Origin of the sequence: Dankookia sp. P2 (assembly GCF_050632255.1) — a bacterium.
Lineage (GTDB): Bacteria > Pseudomonadota > Alphaproteobacteria > Acetobacterales > Acetobacteraceae > Paracraurococcus.
In genome coordinates this window covers 4,141,977-4,157,483 of sequence record NZ_CP192581.1, presented here as the reverse complement: position 1 = coordinate 4,157,483, position 15,507 = coordinate 4,141,977, and the positions used below count along the sequence as shown (strand labels likewise).

Sequence of the window (15,507 nt, the reverse complement as noted above, 5' to 3'; positions counted from 1 at the left end):
GCCGCTGCAGTACCGCGTGGTGGGGCCGGAAGTGGAGACGCTGCGGGAGATCGCCTTCCGCGTCGGCGACGCCGTGGCCAAGGATCCCGGGGTCGCGGCACGTGAACTTCGACTGGATGGAGCCCTCCCGCCAGCTCCGCGTCCAGGTGGACCAGGACCAGGCGCGGCAGCTCGGGGTCAGCTCCGCCAGCCTGGCCGCGTCGCTCGACGCCGCCGTCACCGGCTCCGCCATCACCCAGGTCCGGGACGACATCTACCTGGTGCCGGTGATCGCCCGCGCCCTGCCGGAGCAGCGTCTGTCGCTCGACACGCTCCGCTCGCTGCAGATCTCCATCCCCGGCGGGCGCACCGTCGCGCTCGAGACCTTCGCCACCTTCTCCTACGAGCAGGAATACCCGCTGGTCTGGCGCCGCGACCGCGTGCCCACCCTGACCGTGCAGGCGGACGTCCTGCCCGGCGTGCTGCCGGACGGCGTGGTGGCGCGCCTTGCCCCGACGATCGCGCAGATCAACGCGACGCTGCCCAAGGGCTACCGCATCGAGCTCGGTGGCATCGCGGAGGAGAGCGCCGACTCCCGCGCCTCGGTCATGGCCGTCGTGCCGGTCATGATCGTGCTCATGCTCACGGTGCTGATGTTCCAGCTCCAGAGCTTCCAGCGCCTGTTCGTGGTGCTGGCGGTGCTGCCGCTCGGCATCGTCGGCGTGGTGCTGGCGTTGCTGGTCTTCGGCCGGCCGCTGGGCTTCGTCGCCATCCTCGGCATCCTGGCGCTGATCGGGATGATCGCGAAGAACGCCGTCATCCTGATCGTGCAGATCGAGGACGACCGCGCGGCCGGCCGCGACGTGCGGGACGCGGCGGTGACCGCGGCCTCGGGGCGGTTCCGGCCGATGATGCTGACCGCGCTCTCGACCGTGCTCGGCATGGTCCCGATCGCGCCCACCGTCTTCTGGGGGCCGATGGCCTTCGCCATCATGGGCGGGCTGCTGGTCGCCACCCTGCTGACGCTGGTCTTCCTGCCGACGCTCTACGTCACCTGGTTCGGCGCCCGGGCGCCCGATCGGCGGCACGCCCCGGTCCCGGCCCCGGCGGGGGCCGAGTGAGCGGGGCCGCCGCCTGGCGGGGCCTCGGCTTTCTCGGCCTCTGGCTCGTGCTGGCCGGACCCGGCGCCGCGGGCCTGCTGGTCGGCCTGCCCGCGGCGGCCCTGGCGGCCTGGACCAGCCTGCGCCTCCTGCCGCCTGCCGGCCGCGGGCTGCGGCCCTGGCCGGCACTGCGGCTGGCCGGGGAAGTCATGCGGGCCTCGGTCACCGCCGGCCTCGACATCGCCTTCCGCGCGCTCGACCCGCGGGGTCGCGTCCGGCCCTGCGAGGTCGCGGTGCCGCTCCGCCTGCCGCCTGGTCCGGCGCGCGACGGCTTCCGGCTGCTGGCCAGCCTGCAGCCGGGCACCCTGCCCGCGGGGCTCGACGCGGAGGGGCGGCTGGTGGTGCATGCGCTCGATGCCGGCCTGCCGGTGGCGGTGGAGACGCGCGCGGCCGAGACGCTCTTCGCCGCCGCCGCAGGCCATCGGCTCCGCCATGGCTGAGGCGCTGGTCCTCGCCGGCCTCGTCATCCTCGCGGCGGTCGCCGTCGGGCTGTGGCGCGTGCTGCGCGGCCCCGACCCGGCGGATAGGCTGATGGCGGCGCAGCTGCTCGCCACCGGCGGCATCGCCGTCCTGCTGCTGCTCGGCGGCGCCACGCCGGCAAGCGGCGTTGCTCGATGTCGCGCTGGTGCTGGCGCTGCTCGGCGCCTTCGCCTCGGTCGCCTTCGTGCTGGCCGCACGGCTGGTCGGCTCGCGATGAGCGCCGCGCTGCCGCTGCTCGGCCTGCTGGCCATCGCCGCCGGGGCCTGCTTCTTCGTCGCCGGCACCGCCGGGCTGATTCGCTTCCCCGACGTGCCGAGCCGGCTGCATGCCCTGACCAAGGCCGACAACCTCGGCCTTGGCCTGGTGGTGCTGGGGCTGCTGCCCTTCGCGCCGGGCTGGCTCTTCGGCCTCAAGCTCCTGCTGGTCTGGGCGCTTGTGCTGCTGTCCGGCGCCACCACGGCGCAGCTGATCGCCGAGCAGGTGCGCCGGCCGGAGCCGCCGGCGTGACCCTCGACTGGCTGCTGGACGGGCTGCTGGCCGCGCTGGTGCTGGCCGCCGCCGGCTGGACCCTGGCGGCGCCGGCCGCCTTCCCTGCCACCATCGGCTTCGTCGGCCTCGGCCTGCTGCTGACCCTGGCCTGGGTCCGGCTGGGCGCGCCGGACGTGGCGCTGACCGAGGCGGCGATCGGCGCCGGCGCCACCGGCGTGATCCTGCTGCTGGCGGTGGTCCGGCTGCGCGGCGGGGAGGCGGAGGTCGCGGCCGCCGCGCCCGGCCGGGCGACGCGGATCGCCGCCGGCCTGCTGGCCGGCACGGTCGGCCTCGGCCTGGCGCTGGCCGTGCTGGCGCTGCCGGCCCCGGCGCCCGGCCTGGCGGCGGAGGCGGCGTCCCGCACCGCGCCGCTCGGCCTCGGCAACCCGGTGGCGGCGGTGCTGATGGCCTTCCGCGGCCTGGATACGCTGCTGGAATCGGTGGTGCTGGTCTTCGCCGTGCTGGCGGTCTGGTCGATGGCGCCGGACCGTCACTGGGGCGGCCGGCCGGGGCCGCTCCTGCCGCGGCAGGATGACGGGCCGCTGGCGCTGCTGGCGCGGCTGCTGCCGCCCCTCGGCCTCGTCATCGGCATCTATGTCGCCTGGGTCGGCACCGACGCGCCGGGCGGGAAATTCCAGGGCGGCACCATCCTCGCCGCCATGTGGCTGCTCGCCTGGATGGCGGGGCTGGTGCAGCCGCCCTCCATCGCCGACCGGCGCGTGCGGCTGATGCTGGCGGCGGGGCCGCTGGCCTTCCTCCTGATCGGGCTGGCCGGCTTCGCGATCGCCGACGGCTTCCTCGCCTATCCGCCGGGCCTGGCCAAGCCGCTGATCCTGGTGATCGAGGCGGCGATGACCCTCTCCGTCGCCGCCGCCCTGGCCCTGCTGGTCGCCGGCCCGCCGGAGCGCGCGGCATGAGCGGCCCGCTGGTCTTCGGCCTGACCGGCGCGGCGCTGGTCGGCCTCGGCCTGTTCGGCCTGGTGGTGCAGGCTGTGGTGCTGCGGAAGATCCTCGCCTTCAACCTGCTGGGCGCCGGCGTCTTCCTGCTCTTCGGCGTGGTGGCGCGGCGCGGCGGCAGCCCGGGCGGCGGGGCGGATGCGGTGCCGCAGGCCATGGTCATCACCGGCCTCGTGGTCGCCTTCGCCGCGACGGCACTGGCGGTGGTCATGGCGCTGCGCATGCACCAGATCACCGGCGCGGCGACCATCGCCGAGCCGGACGAGTCGGCCGAGGCATGAGCCTGGCCACACCCCATGGCAGCCTGCTGGTGCTGGCGCTGGTCCTGCCGGTCGGCGGCATGCTGGCGGCCTTCGTGCTCGGCGGCCGGGTCGCGGAGCGCATCGCCCTCGCAACGCTCGGCCTCGGCGCCCTGCTGGCCCTGCTGATCGCCGCGGCGGTCCACCGGGCCGGGGCGCCGCTGGCCTATGCGGTCGGCGGCTGGGCCCCGCCGCTCGGCCTCGCCCTGCGAGCCGATGGCGTGGCCTCGGCGATGCTGCTGACCTCGGCCCTCGTGCTCGGCGCCGTCGCTCTGTTCGGCCGGGTGGAGCATGCGACGCCGTCCGGCGTCGCAGAGGCCCGGGCGCCCTTCGCCTTCTGGTGCTTCCTGCTGGCGCTCTCGGCCGCGCTCGCCGCAGCCTTCCTGGGCGGTGACCTGTTCAACCTGTTCGTCGCGCTGGAGATGCTGACCTTCGCGGCGCTTGCCCTCGCCTGCCTCGAGGGCAAGCCGAGCCAGTTCCGCTCCGAGCTGCGCTACCTGCTCTTCGCCCTGATCGGCTCGGTGCTCTACCTCCTCGGCACCGCGCTGCTCTATGGCGGCTACGGTACGCTGGACATCACCCTGCTGGCCGGGGCGGCGCGGGCGGATGCGCCGACCCTGCTGGCGGCGGCGCTGATGACCGCCGGGCTCGCGGCCAAGATGGCGCTCTTCCCGCTGCATCTCTGGCTGCCGCCGGCGCATGCCGGGGCGCCGCCGGCGGCCTCCGCCGTTCTGTCCGGGCTGGTGGTCAAGGCCTCCTTCGTGCTGCTGCTGCGGCTGTGGTTCTGGGTGATGCCGCCGCTGGCTGCCGCCGCCGCGGCGCCGCTGCTGGCGACGCTCGGCGCCGCGGCGATCCTGGTTGGCAGCCTGGTGGCGCTGCGCCAGGCGCGGCTGAAGCTGCTGGTCGCCTACTCGACCGTGGCGCAGATCGGCTACCTCTTCCTGATGTTCCCGCTGGTGCTGGCCGGCGATGCCGAGACGTCGTCCCGCGCCTGGATGGGCGGCATCCTGCAGGCGGGCTCGCATGCCTTCGCCAAGGCGGCGATGTTCCTCGCGGCCGGGCTGATCGCCGGCGCGCTGGGGCATGACCGCATCGCCGGGCTGGGCGGCGCGGGGCGGGCGGTGCCGGTCTGCGTGCTCGCCTTCGGGCTCGCCGGCCTGTCGCTGATGGGCATCCCGCCGAGCGGCGGCTTCACTGCGAAATGGCTGCTGCTCACCTCGGCCCTCGGCACCGGGCAATGGTGGTGGGCGCTGGTGATCGTCGGCGGCGGCGTGCTGACCGGCGGCTACGTCTACCGCGTGCTGGCCGGGTCGCTGACCGCACCGCCGGTGGCCGAGGCGCCGCCACCCGCGGCAATGCCGCGCGGGCCGCAGCTGGTGGCCCTGGCCCTGGCGCTGGTCTCGGTCGGGCTGGGCCTGCTGCCGCTCGCCTCCTTCGGCCTGGTGCAGGTGGGGCGGCTGGGGGCCGGGCCGTGACGGGGTCACAGCTTCTTCTAATGGCCAGCTTCGGTGCGCCGCTCGGCCTGCTGCTGGCCTGCCTGTGGAAGGCGCCGCGGCGGCGCCTGCCTGGGCTGCTCTGGCTGGCGCCGCTGCCCGCGCTGGCCGCGGCGCTGCTGGCGGCGGATGGCCCGCCCCTCGTCATGGACCCCGGCCGGCTGCGCTTCACCCTGGCGCTGGACGCGGCCTCGGCCCTGCTGCTCGGCGCCGTCGCGCTGCTCTGGAGCGCGGCCGGCGCCTATGCTGCAGGCCTATCTGGGCCGGGAGCCCGGGGCGCAGCGCTTCGCGCTCTGGTGGCTGGTCACGCTGTCCGGCAGCCTCGGCGTGTTCGTCGCGGCCGACCTCGTCAGCTTCTACCTTGCCTTCGCCCTGGTGAGCCTGCCGGCCTTCGGGCTGATCGTGCAGGACGGCACGCCGCGCGCCCGGCGGGCCGGCGAGGTGACGCTGCTGCTGGCGGTGCTGGGGGAGGTCGCGCTGCTGCTCGGTTTCGCGCTGCTGGCCGATGCCGTGCCGGGGCCGAGCCTCGCCATCGCCGATGCGCTGGCCGCGCTGCCGGGATCGCCGGCACGCGGCGTCGCGCTGGGGCTGCTGGTTGCCGGCTTCGGCCTCAAGGCCGGGCTCGTCCCGCTGCATCGTCTGGCTGCCGCTGGCGCATCCGGCCGCCCCCATGCCGGCCTCGGCCGTGCTGAGCGGCGCCATCGTCAAGGCCGGCATCGTCGGCCTGCTGCGCTTCCTGCCTATGGACGGGACGTCGGCGGATTGGGGCGCCGTGCTGGCCGGGCTCGGGCTGCTGACGGCTTTTTGGGGCGTCGGCTGCGGCATCGTGCAGGCCAACCCGAAGACGGTGCTGGCCTACTCGACGGTCAGCCAGATGGGCGTGACCATCGCCGCGCTGGGCATGGGCCTGGCGCTGGCCGTGCCCGGCACCGCCATGGCCGTCGCCTTCTACGCCACCCACCATGTGCTGGCGAAGGGTGCGCTGTTCCTCGGCGTCGGCGTCGCGGCGATGCCCGGACGCCGCCGCTGGATCCTGGTGCTGCTGCCCGCGCTGGTGCTCGCCCTCGGCTTCGGCGGGATGCCGGGCACCGGCGGGGCGCTGGCCAAGGCGGCGGTGAAGCCGCAGCTCGGCGCCGGGCTGGTCGGGGCGCTCGCGGCGCTCTCGGCCACGGGCTCCACGCTGTTGATGCTGCATTTCGTCCGCCGCCTCGCCGCCACGCCGGCCGTGGCGGCGCGGCCGGTGCCGGCGCTGCTGGCCCTCTGGCTCGGCATGGCCGGCGCGGCGCTGCTGCTGCCCTGGGCGCTGTACCGGCCGCTCGGCCTCGGCGATCCCTAGGACCTCCTCGGCAAGGAGCCCGGCGCGGCGCTCTGGCCCGTGCTGGCCGGCGCCTGGCCTGTCCGCGGCCCTGACCCGCTGGGGCGACGCCTTGCCGCTCGTGCCGGAAGGCGACCTGCTCCGCGCTGTCGGCCGCCTCCGCCGCCTCGGCGAGACCATCGGCACGGCGGCCGCGCGGCTGGAAGCGGGGCTGCGCGCCTGGCCGGCGGCCGGGCTTGCGCTGCTCGCGCTGGTGCTGGCCCTGTCGTGTGCGATGCTCGCCGCGGTGCGTTGACGCCGTTGCCCCGTCTACCGGGCGCGCCCGCGATCCCGCTCGGGGACGCGGGACGGCGCGGCTTTCAGAAGCGGAAGGCGAGGCTGACCGAGCCGAACTGCGCCAGCTCGCGCTGGGCGGTGAACTCCCTGGTGCGCAGCGTGTAGGTCATGGTCAGCCGCGCCCAGGGCATGATCATCGCCGCGCCGAGGCTGGCATCGGCCACCACCGGCTCCTTGTCCACATGCCGGCTGTCCCGCCAGGTGTTGCCGTCGAGGAAGATGTCCCGCCCCACCACCCGGCCGTCGAGGCCGGCGAAGGCATACCAGCCCCAGCCGCCATCGGGCTCGAAGAAGACCGAGCCGGCCGTCGCCGGCCGCGCCCGCGGCGGGCCGAAATCCGCATCGAGCTTCGTGCCCACGCGGAACATGACCCCGCCGCTCGCATAGGTTCTGAACGTTGCCGAGGCTGCCATTGAGGTTGGGCACGATGCCGAACGCCAGGCCGTCGGTGCCGAGCGGCGCGTTCACCCGCCACTGGCGCGAGAGGACGAGGTTCACCCCCGGCTCGTCGTGCAGCTGCTTGCTCCAGCCATAGGCGCGGTCGATGCCCAGGATGTCGTGCGTGGTGTTCTGCACCTGCCGGCCGAGCGCCGAGGGCCCGACCACGCCGACCTGGAGCTCGGCACTGCCGAAGCTGCGGTCGTTCGAGGAGACCAGCGAGACGGTGCCGTAGAGCCAGCCGGCATAGGGCCGGTCCTTCGGGTCCAGGTCGCGGGTCAGCGTATCCTCGGGCGTGAACTTCTTCTGCCCGAAGGCAAGGCCCCAGCGCGGCGTGCCGCCTTCCGGAAACAGCAGCCCACCCTGAGTCACGCCGCTCAGCCAGGCCGGCGGATTGTAGGGGAGGAGCGCCAGGCGAAGAGGAAGCCGTTGGTGTAGTACTTGTCGGTGCCGCCGAAGGTGTCGTTCTCCAGGATGAAGGCGAAGGTCCCGGCCCGATCGGCCGGACGTGGGGTGATGTCCTGCGCGAGCGCGGAACGCATGGATGCGGCGGGCAGCAGGGCGCAGGCCAGCAGCCAGGACGTGCGGATGGCCATCTTCGGCATGGCGGTCGGCGGCGGCCGCGGCGCGGCCGCCACTCCGTTCAGGCAGCGGTCGCGGCGGCGGCCTGCGCCCCGGCCAGCGCCTCGCGCAGCGCCTCCTCCTTCGTTTCGTCGAAGGAGCTGCGCATGACGGTGCCGCCGGCGCCCTGCAGCTCGGCTATGACCTTGTCGGCGGTCATCTTGCGGATCAGCAGGAACAACGCGGCATGACCGGCCTCAAGGCTCTTGGACACGTCGCGCATGAACTGGTCGTTGATGCCGACATCGGAGAGCTTGCCCCCGAGCGCGCCGGACGCCGCGCCGATCGCGGCGCCGAGCAGGGGCGAGAGGACGATCAGCCCGAGCAGCGAGCCCCAGAGCGCGCCGGACGCGGCGCCGGCGGCGGCCGGCGAGAAGAGCTGGTTCAGCTTCACCTGCCCGTCCGGCTGCTTCACCGCGACGACGGCGTCGCCGAGCTCGATGAGGTATTCCTTCTGCATGCCGAGCAGGCGGCTGCGCACCTGCTCGGCCTGGGTCTCGGTCGGAAAGGCGATGACGAGGAGATCGGCCATGATTGGTGTTGTCCTAGGTGTTGCGGGTTACTGGTAGGGCGCGAAGGCCGCGGCGGCGCAGGGCTGGCCGCGGCCGTTGCGGACGCGCGAGGCCGAGCAGCAGCCGCGCCTTCAGGCCGGAGAGGATGCCGGCCGGGATGAGGCCGCGGCCGAGCAGGTCGATTTCCCCGCCGGCATAGCCATAGGTGCCGGTAAAGACCGGCCCGGTCAGGCAACGGCTGGCGAGCACCACCGGCATGCGGGCAGCAAGCTCGCCGAGCAGCGGCGCCGCCTCGGCCGGGACATGGCCGGCGCCCATGCCCTCGATGACCGCGCCGGCATAGCCGAGCTGCGGCAGCACCTCGAGCAGCCTTCCGTCCTCGCCCATGGCCCAGTGCAGCAGCGCGACGCGGCAGGGCGAGGCCGCCATAGCTCGGCAGGCCGGGCAGCCGCGGCGGCCGGGCGTAGATGCGCGGGCGGCCTTCCGCGACCACGCCGATCGGTCCGGCGAGCGGCGAGGCGAAGGCGGAAGGCAGCGCGGTATGCGCCTTGCGCACGAAGCGTGCGGCGTGGATGTCGTAGTTCAGCACCACCAGCGTGCCGAGGCCGCGCGCCTCGGCCGAGGCCGCGGTGCGGACCGCCGGCCAGCAGGTTCGCCGGCCCGTCGGCGCCCGGCGCATCGGCGCCGCGCATCGCCCCCGTCACCACCACAGGCTGGTCGCCGCCGAGCAGCAGGTCGAGCAGGAAGGCGGATTCCTCGATGGTATCGGTGCCCTGCACCACCACCGCACCGGCGAAATCCTGGGCGAAGGCCTCTTCGATCCGCTGCGCGACCTCGACCAGGTTGGCGGGCGAAAGCGAGGGGCTCGGCAGGCGGAAGGGCGAATGCGCCACCACCTCCGCCACCTCGGCCAGCGCCGGGACAGCCGCGACGAGGTCCTCGGCGCCGAGCTTCGGCGCGATGCCGCCTGCCTCGCCCGGCAGCATGGTGATCGTGCCGCCGAGCGAGAGGACGAGGATGCGTGGCCGCGCCATTTCAGCCGCGCTCCCCGGCCGGCGTGGCCGGGTCGAGGCGTGCCGTCACCATCGGGGATTTCCTCCGGCTTGTAGCCGGGCAGCCGGCTGGCGGGCAGGATGGTCAGCAGGGCGAGGCAGGCCATGATCAGCAACCCGATCTTCAGCGCGCGCAGCCGGGCCGCGGCATTGACCTCGACCGCCGCCGCCGCCTGCTCGGGCGAGGCGGTGGTGCGGGACATGACCTCGCGCAGCCGGTCGTTCGAGACGAAGTTGATGCTGTCGAGATCGACCTGCGCCTGGATCTCCGGCGGCTGCTGCGGGTTCTCGGCAACGGCGCGCCAGCACGTTGGCGCTGAGCAGGCCGACAAGCAGCGCCCCGGCCACCGCGGTGCCGACGCCGGCGGCCAGGTTCTGCGCCGTCCCGCGCAGCGAGCCGACATCGCCCGCCAGTTCCTTCGGCGCGGCGGTGACCAGCACGTTGAACACCAGGGTCACCAACGCCCCCTGGCCGAGGCCGAAGAGGATCAGCCCGGTCATCACCACCGGCGCGCTCCAGTCGTTGTGCACGACCACGGCCAGCCAGAGCAGCGCCAGGGTGCAAAGGCCGAAGCCGGCCATGCCGATCACCCGCGGGGTAAAGCGGCGGTAGAGCCGGACCACCAGCATGGCGGTGAAGAAGACCGTCAGGTTGAAGGGCATCATGGCGATCGCCGTCTCGATCGGCGTCCGGCCCTGGACGATCTGAATGTAGAGCGGCACGGCGAAGTTCAGCATCGCCTCCAGCGCCACCACGCTGAACATCGCGATCACCGCCGCCCGTTCCTGGTTCGAGGTGACGACGCGCAGGTCGAGCAGCGGCGTGCCGCCGCGCGCCTGCACCCGCCGGCACCAGGCGACGAAGACCTGCAGCAGCACGAGGCCGGTGACGATCATCAGCGGCGCCGGCGACATGCCGAGCACGTCGAAGGGCGCGCCGGGCCGCGCGGTGCCGAGGCCCCAGCGGTTCAGGTTGTTGAAGCCGAAGACGGTCAGGATGATGGCCGCCGCGGCGAGCACGACGCCGACCAGGTCGATCCGCACCTCCGGCCGGGCCGCCTGCGGCTTCAGCCGGAAGCTGAGGAAGAAGACCAGGGCGCAGACCAGGATCAGCAGGCCGAAGACCGGGCGCCAGCCGATGAAGGTGCCGAGCATGCCACCGATGAGGAAGGCCGCCACGCCGGCGCCGGCCCGGGCCGAGCCCAGCGCGCCCACCGCGGTCGCCTGCTGTTCCCCGCGATAGTGATGCGCGATCAGCGCCACCAGCGCCGGCACGTTCGCCGCCGCGGCGAGGCCGGCCAGCAGCTGTGCCGCGAGCATGACCGGCGCCGCCGGCGCGAAGGTCATCAGCACCTGCGCCGCGCCGAAAGCCAGCACCACGTAGCGGAAGAGGGCCGTGGCGCCGAAGCGCTGCACCAGCTTCGCGCCCAGCATGACGAAGCCCGCGACCGCGAGCGAATACATGACGATGCCGGTGGCGATGGTGGTGGGCGGGACGCCGAAGCTCGCCACCATTCCGGAGAGGAGACCGGCAGCGCGGCGACGTTGAAGGACATGATCGCCTGGCCGAGCGCAATGGCGATCATCGGCACCCAGCTTTCGCGGACCGCGGCGGCAGGCGGCGGCGCCAGCGGGCTGGACTGGACGTTCATGGCCTTGGTTCCTTCCCTGTGGTGTTGATCAGGCCGGGCGCGACGCGAAGAGGTTCAGCCCCAGCTGCTCCGACAGGAACCGGGTGGCGAGCTGGCCGCGGACGCTGTTGCCGGCCTCGTCCAGCGGCGGCGAGAAGGTGCCGAGCCCGCCCTTGCCGGGCGCGATGGTGACGAGGCCACCGGCGACCCCGCTTTTTCCCGGCAGGCCGACCTCGTAGAGCCAGTCGCCGGATTGCTCGTAGAGACCCGCGGTGGCCATCACCGCCAGCACGCGCCGGCAGCGGTCGGCATCCAGCACGCGCTCCCGCGTCACCGGGTTCACGCCGCCATCGGCCAGGGTCGCCCCCATCACCGCCAGGTCGCGGGCGGTGACGTTGACGGCGCATTGCCGGGTGTAGAGGTCGGTCGCCTCGTCCGGGTCGCAGTACATCCGGCCATAGCCCTGCAGCAGCCGCGCGATGCCCTGGTTGCGCTGGTTGGTCGCGGCTTCCGAGGCATAGACGGCCTCGTCCATCGCCAGGCCGCGGCCGGCGAAGCGCGAGAGGCCGTCCAGCAGGAAGCACCACTTCTCCGCATGGCTGCGGCCCGGCACCAGGCTGGTGGTGGCGATGGCGCCGGCATTCACCATGGGGTTCATGGTGCGGTCGGCGTTCAGCTCGATCGCCATGACGGAGTTGAAGGGCAGGCCGGTCGCGTTGACGCCGATGCTCTCCGCGCCCGCCCGCCGCCCAGCGCCTGGCAGACCAGGGCGAAGACGAAGGGCTTGGAAATGCTCTGGATGGAGAAGGCGCGGTCCGCCTCCCCGGCCGCATGCAGCGTCCCGTCCACCCCGGCGACGCAGAGGCCGAACCAGTCGGGCGAGGCCACGGCAAGAGCCGGGATATAATCGGCGACCTTGCCCTCGGCGATCGGGGCGTAGCGCTCCCGGGCCGCGCGAACCAGGCCGTCGACCGCCGTCGCGTCCGGCAGCCGGCCGGTGGAAACCACGGCGGGGCCGGCCGCTTCCTCGAGGTGCAACAGACGGTGCATAAGCGCTGTCTCCGTGGGCGAGCGGGCCGGCCCGCGGGACCGGCCCCGGGCGACTACTGAAGGACGACCTCGCCAACCAGCTGCAATCCCTGCCGCTTGTTGAAGGTCAGCGCCTTCAGCTGACTCTCCGGCGTCTGGATGACGGCAACGCCACCGCCCGTGTCGACTGCGACGATCCTGCTGGCCGGGAAGCGGGCCTGCATGGCGTTCAGCAGCATGACCTCGAGCATGCCGCGCGGCGTATTGCCTTCGCTGACGCGGCGCAGCACCTCGGCGCGGAGGTCGGGCGCCAGACCGTTGCGCCCGGCTGCCCGGGATTCGCGCGATCCCATGCTGGACTGCGCGGCGGCCGGCAGCGCCGGGGCGAGGCCGGCAAGCCCGGCCAGAACGATCGTCGAACAGCGAGACAACATCGGATCTCTCCGCGTTTGGTTGCGTCGACGCAGGCTTCCCTGAACCGTGGGGGGATCAGCCTGGCTGGTGCGGTCGGCGCGCCGCGCGGACGCTAGCGCCCGGCGCCGCCGAAAGGATTGGCCTGGCATCCCCACCATGAACCTGTCGTCCCAAACCAGCAGGTTCGGCTTGCTGGACGTCGCCGAACCGGTTTCCGTGCGGCCGCCGATATTTGCTGCAGGCAGCAATTCCACGGAAGGCGCCAGGAATGCACACCGCGATCCTCGCCCGGACCCAGGACGCCGGGCTACTCTCGACGCCTGCCTTCGCCGTTGCCGCGCGGGATTCCAGGCTGCGGCCGGCGCATGTCTTCTCAACGGCCACGGTCACCCCGGCGCAGCAGTTCGAGGGCCTGGCAGGTACAATGCGGCCCCGTGATCAATCTTGTCGCACCGCTCGGCGAGGCCGTTGGCTATCGGGCGCACTGCACCGCCTGGAAGCTCGGCCCCTTCGCGTTGACCAGCATGTCGGCAGCCGCCGCCGCGCTACCGGCGGACCCAGGCGCAGATCCGACGCGACGCAATCGACCACTGGGTGATCCGCGTGGCGCGCCGCGGCGTGCAACGGATTTGGACCGAAGCGGGCTCCGCCGTCCTGCAGGCCGGCCTGCCCTGCATCCTCTCGCTCGGCAGCGCCTTCGAGGCCGAACGGTCCGATCTCGACTGGGTCAGCCTGGTCGTGCCGCGCGACCTCTATCCCAGCCTCGCCCCGAGCATCGACCGCAGCCTGCACCAGCCGCTCGAGGGCAGCCTCGGCGTCCTGCTCGGGCAGTATCTCGAGATGATCGACGCGCAGCTCTGCCACGTGACGGAGGCCGAACTGCCGCGGCTGGTCACGGCGACGCGGGCCATGGTCGCCGCCTGCATCGCGCCCCCGGCCGGCACGCTGGAGGCCGCGGCCCCGCTGCTCGACCATGCGCGGCTGGAGCGCGTCCGCCAGGCGATCCGGCAGAACCTGCGGTCCCCGACACTGACGCCGAAGCGGATCTGCCGGCTGGTCGGCATGTCGCGTTCGCAGCTTTACCGGCTGTTCGAGCCGATGGGCGGCGTCGCCCGCTACATCCAGTCCGAGCGCCTGCGCGAGGCGCACCGCGCGCTGGCCAATCCCGACAACCAGCGCGGCATCCACGAGGTCGCCGAGGATCTGGGCTTCTTCGACGCCTCGGCATTCAGCCGGACCTTCCGTCGCGAATATGGCTGCACGCCGAGCGAGGTGCGCTCGGCGGCCGTTGCGGGACTGAGCGACGCCTCCCCGAGGCGGCCGGGCCGGACGGGGCCGGCAGGAAGCCTCACGGATCTGCTGCAGCTGCAGCGCCGGCCGTGATCGCCGTCCTGCCCGGGGCGATCAGCGCAGCGGCAGCAGCCAGGGCACCAGAAGCAGGCTGATCGCCATCACCACCAGCGTGAAGGGCACGCCGACCTTGACGAAGTCGCTGAAGCCGTAGCCGCCTGGCGCGACCACCAGCGTGTTCACGGGCGAAGAGACCGGCGTCATGAAGGCCGAGGAGGCGGCAAGCGCGACGATCATGGCAAAGGGATAGGGCGAGGCGCCGACATCCGCCGCGATCGCCAGCGCGACGGGTGCCATCAGCACCGCCGTCGCGGTGTTCGAGATGAACATGCCGAGCCCCGCCGTGATGACGAAGAGCACGCCGAGCAGCAGGTGCGGCGCGGCGTCGCCGGCGACCGCAAGCACGGCGTCCGCCGCGAGATCGACGCCCCCGTGCGCTGAAGCGCGACCGAGAAGGGCAGCATGCCGACGATCAGCACCAGGCTCTTCCAGCTGATGGCGCGGTAGGCGCTGGGCAGGTCCACGCAGCCGGTCAGGCCCATCAGCAGGCAGCCGATCAACGCGGCATGCGCATTGGGCAGCATGCCGCTGACCATCATCCCGACCGTGACCAGCAAGGCAGCCACTGCCTGCAGCGCACGGCCTGGCGCGGGCAGCACCTCGTCGAATTCGGCCGGCAGGTTCAGCAGCACGAGGTCGCGGTTGCCGCCCCGCAGCTCGGCGATCTCCGACCAGAAGCCGAAGAGCAGCAAGGTGTCGCCGACCTGCAGCTTCTGCCGCAGCAGGTCCGGACCGACGATCGCCCGGCCGCGGCGCAGGCCGACCGTGGTCAGCCCGTCCTCCGAGCGCAGCCGCGCCTGCAGCAGCGTCTGGCCCACCAGGCTCGGATTCGGCCGGAACCAGCGCTTCAACCATCCCGACCTCCTGCGCCAGGCTGGCGAAGTAGCGGCTGTCGTCGCCCGGCGGCAGCGGCTGCAGGCCGTGCCGGGCGAAGAGCTCGGCATGCGGCACCTGGGTCTCCTGCACGTCGGCCAGCAGGACGTCGCCGGCCTGCAGCGCCTCGGGACGCCGCGGGATGCAGCAGGTCCCGGCCAAAGCGCCGGCGCCGCTCCACCGCCAGGATGTTGATGCCTTCGGCGCGGAGCGGCAGCGCGCTCAGCGTCAGCCCGACCAGCGCGGAATGCTCGGGCACCGCAAGGCGGTACTCGCGGTCCGGCAGGGCGTAGAGCTCGACCCAATCGGCCAGCCGCGCCCGGCGGGGAACGGGCGCCGGGGCCGCTCTGCCGGCCAGCAGCCGGCGGGCCACCAGCATGTAGGCGATGCCGGCCAGCAGCAGGGGCAGACCGAAGGGGGTGAAGGAGAAAAAGCTGAAGCCCTCGACGCCCTGGCGCTGCAGCTCGGCATTCACCACTAGGTTCGGCGCGGTGGCAACCAGGGTGAGCATGCCGCTGAGCAGCGCGGCCACCGAGAGCGGCATCATCAGCGCGCGGGCCGAGGCACCGGTGCGTTGGCAGAGCCGCAGCACGATCGGGATGAAGATCGCCACTACGGCGGTCCCGCTCATCACCGCGCCGAGGCCCGCGGCGACCAGCATGAGCAGGACGAGCAGCCGCGTCTCGCTGCTGCCCGCCTTGTCGCCGAGCCAGTCGCCGACCTGGCGGGCGACGCCGGTCCGCACCAGCCCCTCCCCGATCACGAACAGGGCCGCGATCAGCACGATGCTCGGGTCGCTGAAGCCGGCCAGCGCCTCCTGCACCGTCACCGTGCCGGTGAAGGGCAGCAGCACGATCATGATCAGCGCCACCGCATCCATGCGCGGGCGATTGATGATGAACATCGCCACCGCGGCGCCGAGCAGCAGCAGCACGAGGAGGAGGTCGGTGGTCATGTGCGGGCCCTTCGGCCGGGATGTGG

The 15,507-nt window shown here is 73.3% G+C and carries 21 protein-coding genes and 4 pseudogenes; 11 read left to right on the top strand and 14 right to left on the bottom strand.

Annotated features, from left to right (window positions below):
* Nucleotides 1-101: 101 nt before the first annotated feature.
* The 9 genes and pseudogenes from ACQ86J_RS24630 to ACQ86J_RS24590 all read left to right on the top strand — a co-directional run bounded on the left by ACQ86J_RS24630 (nucleotide 102) and on the right by ACQ86J_RS24590 (nucleotide 6,505).
* A complete protein-coding gene (locus ACQ86J_RS24630; protein ID WP_431267595.1) occupies nucleotides 102-1,100 on the top strand; it encodes an efflux RND transporter permease subunit in 999 nt (332 codons plus the stop codon).
* Entirely contained in the window at nucleotides 1,097-1,579 is a 483-nt protein-coding gene (locus ACQ86J_RS24625; protein WP_431272517.1) for a Na+/H+ antiporter subunit E, read from the top strand. The genes ACQ86J_RS24630 and ACQ86J_RS24625 overlap by 4 nt, the downstream gene beginning before the upstream one ends.
* A complete protein-coding gene (locus tag ACQ86J_RS24620) occupies nucleotides 1,572-2,126 on the top strand; it encodes a monovalent cation/H(+) antiporter subunit G (protein ID WP_431267594.1) in 555 nt (184 codons plus the stop codon). The genes ACQ86J_RS24625 and ACQ86J_RS24620 overlap by 8 nt, the downstream gene beginning before the upstream one ends.
* Nucleotides 2,123-3,064 (top strand): hydrogenase subunit MbhD domain-containing protein, encoded by a 942-nt coding sequence (locus ACQ86J_RS24615; protein WP_431267593.1) that lies wholly within the window; start codon nucleotides 2,123-2,125, stop codon nucleotides 3,062-3,064. The genes ACQ86J_RS24620 and ACQ86J_RS24615 overlap by 4 nt, the downstream gene beginning before the upstream one ends.
* Nucleotides 3,061-3,384, top strand: coding sequence for an NADH-quinone oxidoreductase subunit K (locus ACQ86J_RS24610; protein ID WP_431267592.1), 324 nt, complete (start codon nucleotides 3,061-3,063; stop codon nucleotides 3,382-3,384). Before ACQ86J_RS24615 ends, ACQ86J_RS24610 begins: the two co-directional genes overlap by 4 nt.
* Nucleotides 3,381-4,877 (top strand): complex I subunit 5 family protein, encoded by a 1,497-nt coding sequence (locus ACQ86J_RS24605; RefSeq protein WP_431267591.1) that lies wholly within the window; start codon nucleotides 3,381-3,383, stop codon nucleotides 4,875-4,877. The genes ACQ86J_RS24610 and ACQ86J_RS24605 overlap by 4 nt, the downstream gene beginning before the upstream one ends.
* Before the next feature lie 147 nt (nucleotides 4,878-5,024).
* Nucleotides 5,025-5,474 (top strand): annotated as a pseudogene (locus ACQ86J_RS24600) (proton-conducting transporter membrane subunit); the annotation flags it as partial.
* A 91-nt stretch (nucleotides 5,475-5,565) separates the two neighbouring features.
* Entirely contained in the window at nucleotides 5,566-6,231 is a 666-nt protein-coding gene (locus tag ACQ86J_RS24595) for a proton-conducting transporter membrane subunit (protein WP_431267590.1), read from the top strand.
* 91 nt (nucleotides 6,232-6,322) lie between these two features.
* Entirely contained in the window at nucleotides 6,323-6,505 is a 183-nt protein-coding gene (locus ACQ86J_RS24590) for a hypothetical protein (protein WP_431267589.1), read from the top strand.
* 64 nt (nucleotides 6,506-6,569) lie between these two features.
* Here the strand turns inward: ACQ86J_RS24590 and ACQ86J_RS24585 are convergent, their stop codons facing one another.
* From ACQ86J_RS24585 to ACQ86J_RS24550, 8 genes and pseudogenes are all read right to left on the bottom strand, one after another.
* The gene (locus ACQ86J_RS24585) at nucleotides 6,570-6,959 is read right to left on the bottom strand and encodes a lipid A-modifier LpxR family protein (protein WP_431267588.1); all 390 of its coding nucleotides are present in this window, start codon (nucleotides 6,957-6,959) and stop codon (nucleotides 6,570-6,572) included.
* 88 nt (nucleotides 6,960-7,047) lie between these two features.
* Nucleotides 7,048-7,356: pseudogene (locus tag ACQ86J_RS24580) on the bottom strand (lipid A-modifier LpxR family protein); the annotation flags it as partial.
* A gap of 5 nt (nucleotides 7,357-7,361) precedes the next feature.
* The gene (locus ACQ86J_RS24575) at nucleotides 7,362-7,622 is read right to left on the bottom strand and encodes a lipid A-modifier LpxR family protein (protein ID WP_431267587.1); all 261 of its coding nucleotides are present in this window, start codon (nucleotides 7,620-7,622) and stop codon (nucleotides 7,362-7,364) included.
* 5 nt (nucleotides 7,623-7,627) lie between these two features.
* Nucleotides 7,628-8,137: a DUF1269 domain-containing protein gene (locus ACQ86J_RS24570; RefSeq protein ID WP_431267586.1), complete on the bottom strand. Its 510-nt coding sequence runs from the start codon at nucleotides 8,135-8,137 to the stop codon at nucleotides 7,628-7,630.
* Between the two features lie 13 nt (nucleotides 8,138-8,150).
* A complete protein-coding gene (locus ACQ86J_RS24565; RefSeq protein ID WP_431267585.1) occupies nucleotides 8,151-8,504 on the bottom strand; it encodes a hypothetical protein in 354 nt (117 codons plus the stop codon).
* A 127-nt stretch (nucleotides 8,505-8,631) separates the two neighbouring features.
* Nucleotides 8,632-8,796, bottom strand: a pseudogene (locus tag ACQ86J_RS24560) (asparaginase domain-containing protein); the annotation flags it as partial.
* A 25-nt stretch (nucleotides 8,797-8,821) separates the two neighbouring features.
* Nucleotides 8,822-9,103, bottom strand: a pseudogene (locus ACQ86J_RS24555) (asparaginase domain-containing protein); the annotation flags it as partial.
* A 93-nt stretch (nucleotides 9,104-9,196) separates the two neighbouring features.
* Nucleotides 9,197-10,684 carry an MFS transporter gene (locus ACQ86J_RS24550; RefSeq protein WP_431267584.1) on the bottom strand — a complete coding sequence of 496 codons (1,488 nt, stop codon included), beginning with the start codon at nucleotides 10,682-10,684 and terminating at the stop codon, nucleotides 9,197-9,199.
* Between the two features lie 30 nt (nucleotides 10,685-10,714).
* Here ACQ86J_RS24550 and ACQ86J_RS24545 point away from each other — a divergent pair, with 30 nt between their 5' ends.
* Nucleotides 10,715-10,849 carry a hypothetical protein gene (locus ACQ86J_RS24545; protein ID WP_431267583.1) on the top strand — a complete coding sequence of 45 codons (135 nt, stop codon included), beginning with the start codon at nucleotides 10,715-10,717 and terminating at the stop codon, nucleotides 10,847-10,849.
* Here ACQ86J_RS24545 and ACQ86J_RS24540 read toward each other — a convergent pair whose 3' ends face one another.
* Genes ACQ86J_RS24540 through ACQ86J_RS24530 form a run of 3 tightly spaced genes read right to left on the bottom strand, consistent with a single transcriptional unit; the run spans nucleotide 10,850 to nucleotide 12,497 of the window.
* Nucleotides 10,850-11,488 carry a glutaminase gene (locus ACQ86J_RS24540; protein WP_431267582.1) on the bottom strand — a complete coding sequence of 213 codons (639 nt, stop codon included), beginning with the start codon at nucleotides 11,486-11,488 and terminating at the stop codon, nucleotides 10,850-10,852.
* Nucleotides 11,473-11,850, bottom strand: coding sequence for a glutaminase (locus tag ACQ86J_RS24535; RefSeq protein WP_431267581.1), 378 nt, complete (start codon nucleotides 11,848-11,850; stop codon nucleotides 11,473-11,475). Before ACQ86J_RS24535 ends, ACQ86J_RS24540 begins: the two co-directional genes overlap by 16 nt.
* A gap of 53 nt (nucleotides 11,851-11,903) precedes the next feature.
* A complete protein-coding gene (locus ACQ86J_RS24530) occupies nucleotides 11,904-12,497 on the bottom strand; it encodes a hypothetical protein (RefSeq protein ID WP_431267580.1) in 594 nt (197 codons plus the stop codon).
* Between the two features lie 349 nt (nucleotides 12,498-12,846).
* Here ACQ86J_RS24530 and ACQ86J_RS24525 point away from each other — a divergent pair, with 349 nt between their 5' ends.
* The gene (locus tag ACQ86J_RS24525) at nucleotides 12,847-13,626 is read left to right on the top strand and encodes a helix-turn-helix transcriptional regulator (protein ID WP_431267579.1); all 780 of its coding nucleotides are present in this window, start codon (nucleotides 12,847-12,849) and stop codon (nucleotides 13,624-13,626) included.
* A 21-nt stretch (nucleotides 13,627-13,647) separates the two neighbouring features.
* Here the strand turns inward: ACQ86J_RS24525 and ACQ86J_RS24520 are convergent, their stop codons facing one another.
* Genes ACQ86J_RS24520 through ACQ86J_RS24510 form a run of 3 tightly spaced genes read right to left on the bottom strand, consistent with a single transcriptional unit; the run spans nucleotide 13,648 to nucleotide 15,481 of the window.
* A complete protein-coding gene (locus ACQ86J_RS24520) occupies nucleotides 13,648-13,998 on the bottom strand; it encodes an SLC13 family permease (protein WP_431267578.1) in 351 nt (116 codons plus the stop codon).
* A complete protein-coding gene (locus ACQ86J_RS24515; protein ID WP_431267577.1) occupies nucleotides 13,890-14,504 on the bottom strand; it encodes an SLC13 family permease in 615 nt (204 codons plus the stop codon). Before ACQ86J_RS24515 ends, ACQ86J_RS24520 begins: the two co-directional genes overlap by 109 nt.
* Nucleotides 14,501-15,481: an SLC13 family permease gene (locus ACQ86J_RS24510; protein ID WP_431267576.1), complete on the bottom strand. Its 981-nt coding sequence runs from the start codon at nucleotides 15,479-15,481 to the stop codon at nucleotides 14,501-14,503. Before ACQ86J_RS24510 ends, ACQ86J_RS24515 begins: the two co-directional genes overlap by 4 nt.
* Nucleotides 15,482-15,507: the final 26 nt, after the last annotated feature.

Bases quoted from the DNA above. Each gene is read 5' to 3' on its own strand.
- ACQ86J_RS24620 (WP_431267594.1), top strand. From the start codon at position 1,572: ATGGCTGAGGCGCTGGTCCTCGCCGGCCTCGTCATCCTCGCGGCGGTC.
- ACQ86J_RS24610 (WP_431267592.1), top strand. From the start codon at position 3,061: ATGAGCGGCCCGCTGGTCTTCGGCCTGACCGGCGCGGCGCTGGTCGGC.
- ACQ86J_RS24605 (WP_431267591.1), top strand. From the start codon at position 3,381: ATGAGCCTGGCCACACCCCATGGCAGCCTGCTGGTGCTGGCGCTGGTC.
- ACQ86J_RS24595 (WP_431267590.1), top strand. From the start codon at position 5,566: ATGCCGGCCTCGGCCGTGCTGAGCGGCGCCATCGTCAAGGCCGGCATC.
- ACQ86J_RS24585 (WP_431267588.1), bottom strand. From the start codon at position 6,959: ATGGCAGCCTCGGCAACGTTCAGAACCTATGCGAGCGGCGGGGTCATG.
- ACQ86J_RS24570 (WP_431267586.1), bottom strand. From the start codon at position 8,137: ATGGCCGATCTCCTCGTCATCGCCTTTCCGACCGAGACCCAGGCCGAG.
- ACQ86J_RS24565 (WP_431267585.1), bottom strand. From the start codon at position 8,504: ATGGGCGAGGACGGAAGGCTGCTCGAGGTGCTGCCGCAGCTCGGCTAT.
- ACQ86J_RS24550 (WP_431267584.1), bottom strand. From the start codon at position 10,684: ATGGTGGCGAGCTTCGGCGTCCCGCCCACCACCATCGCCACCGGCATC.
- ACQ86J_RS24540 (WP_431267582.1), bottom strand. From the start codon at position 11,488: ATGGCGATCGAGCTGAACGCCGACCGCACCATGAACCCCATGGTGAAT.
- ACQ86J_RS24535 (WP_431267581.1), bottom strand. From the start codon at position 11,850: ATGCACCGTCTGTTGCACCTCGAGGAAGCGGCCGGCCCCGCCGTGGTT.
- ACQ86J_RS24510 (WP_431267576.1), bottom strand. From the start codon at position 15,481: ATGACCACCGACCTCCTCCTCGTGCTGCTGCTGCTCGGCGCCGCGGTG.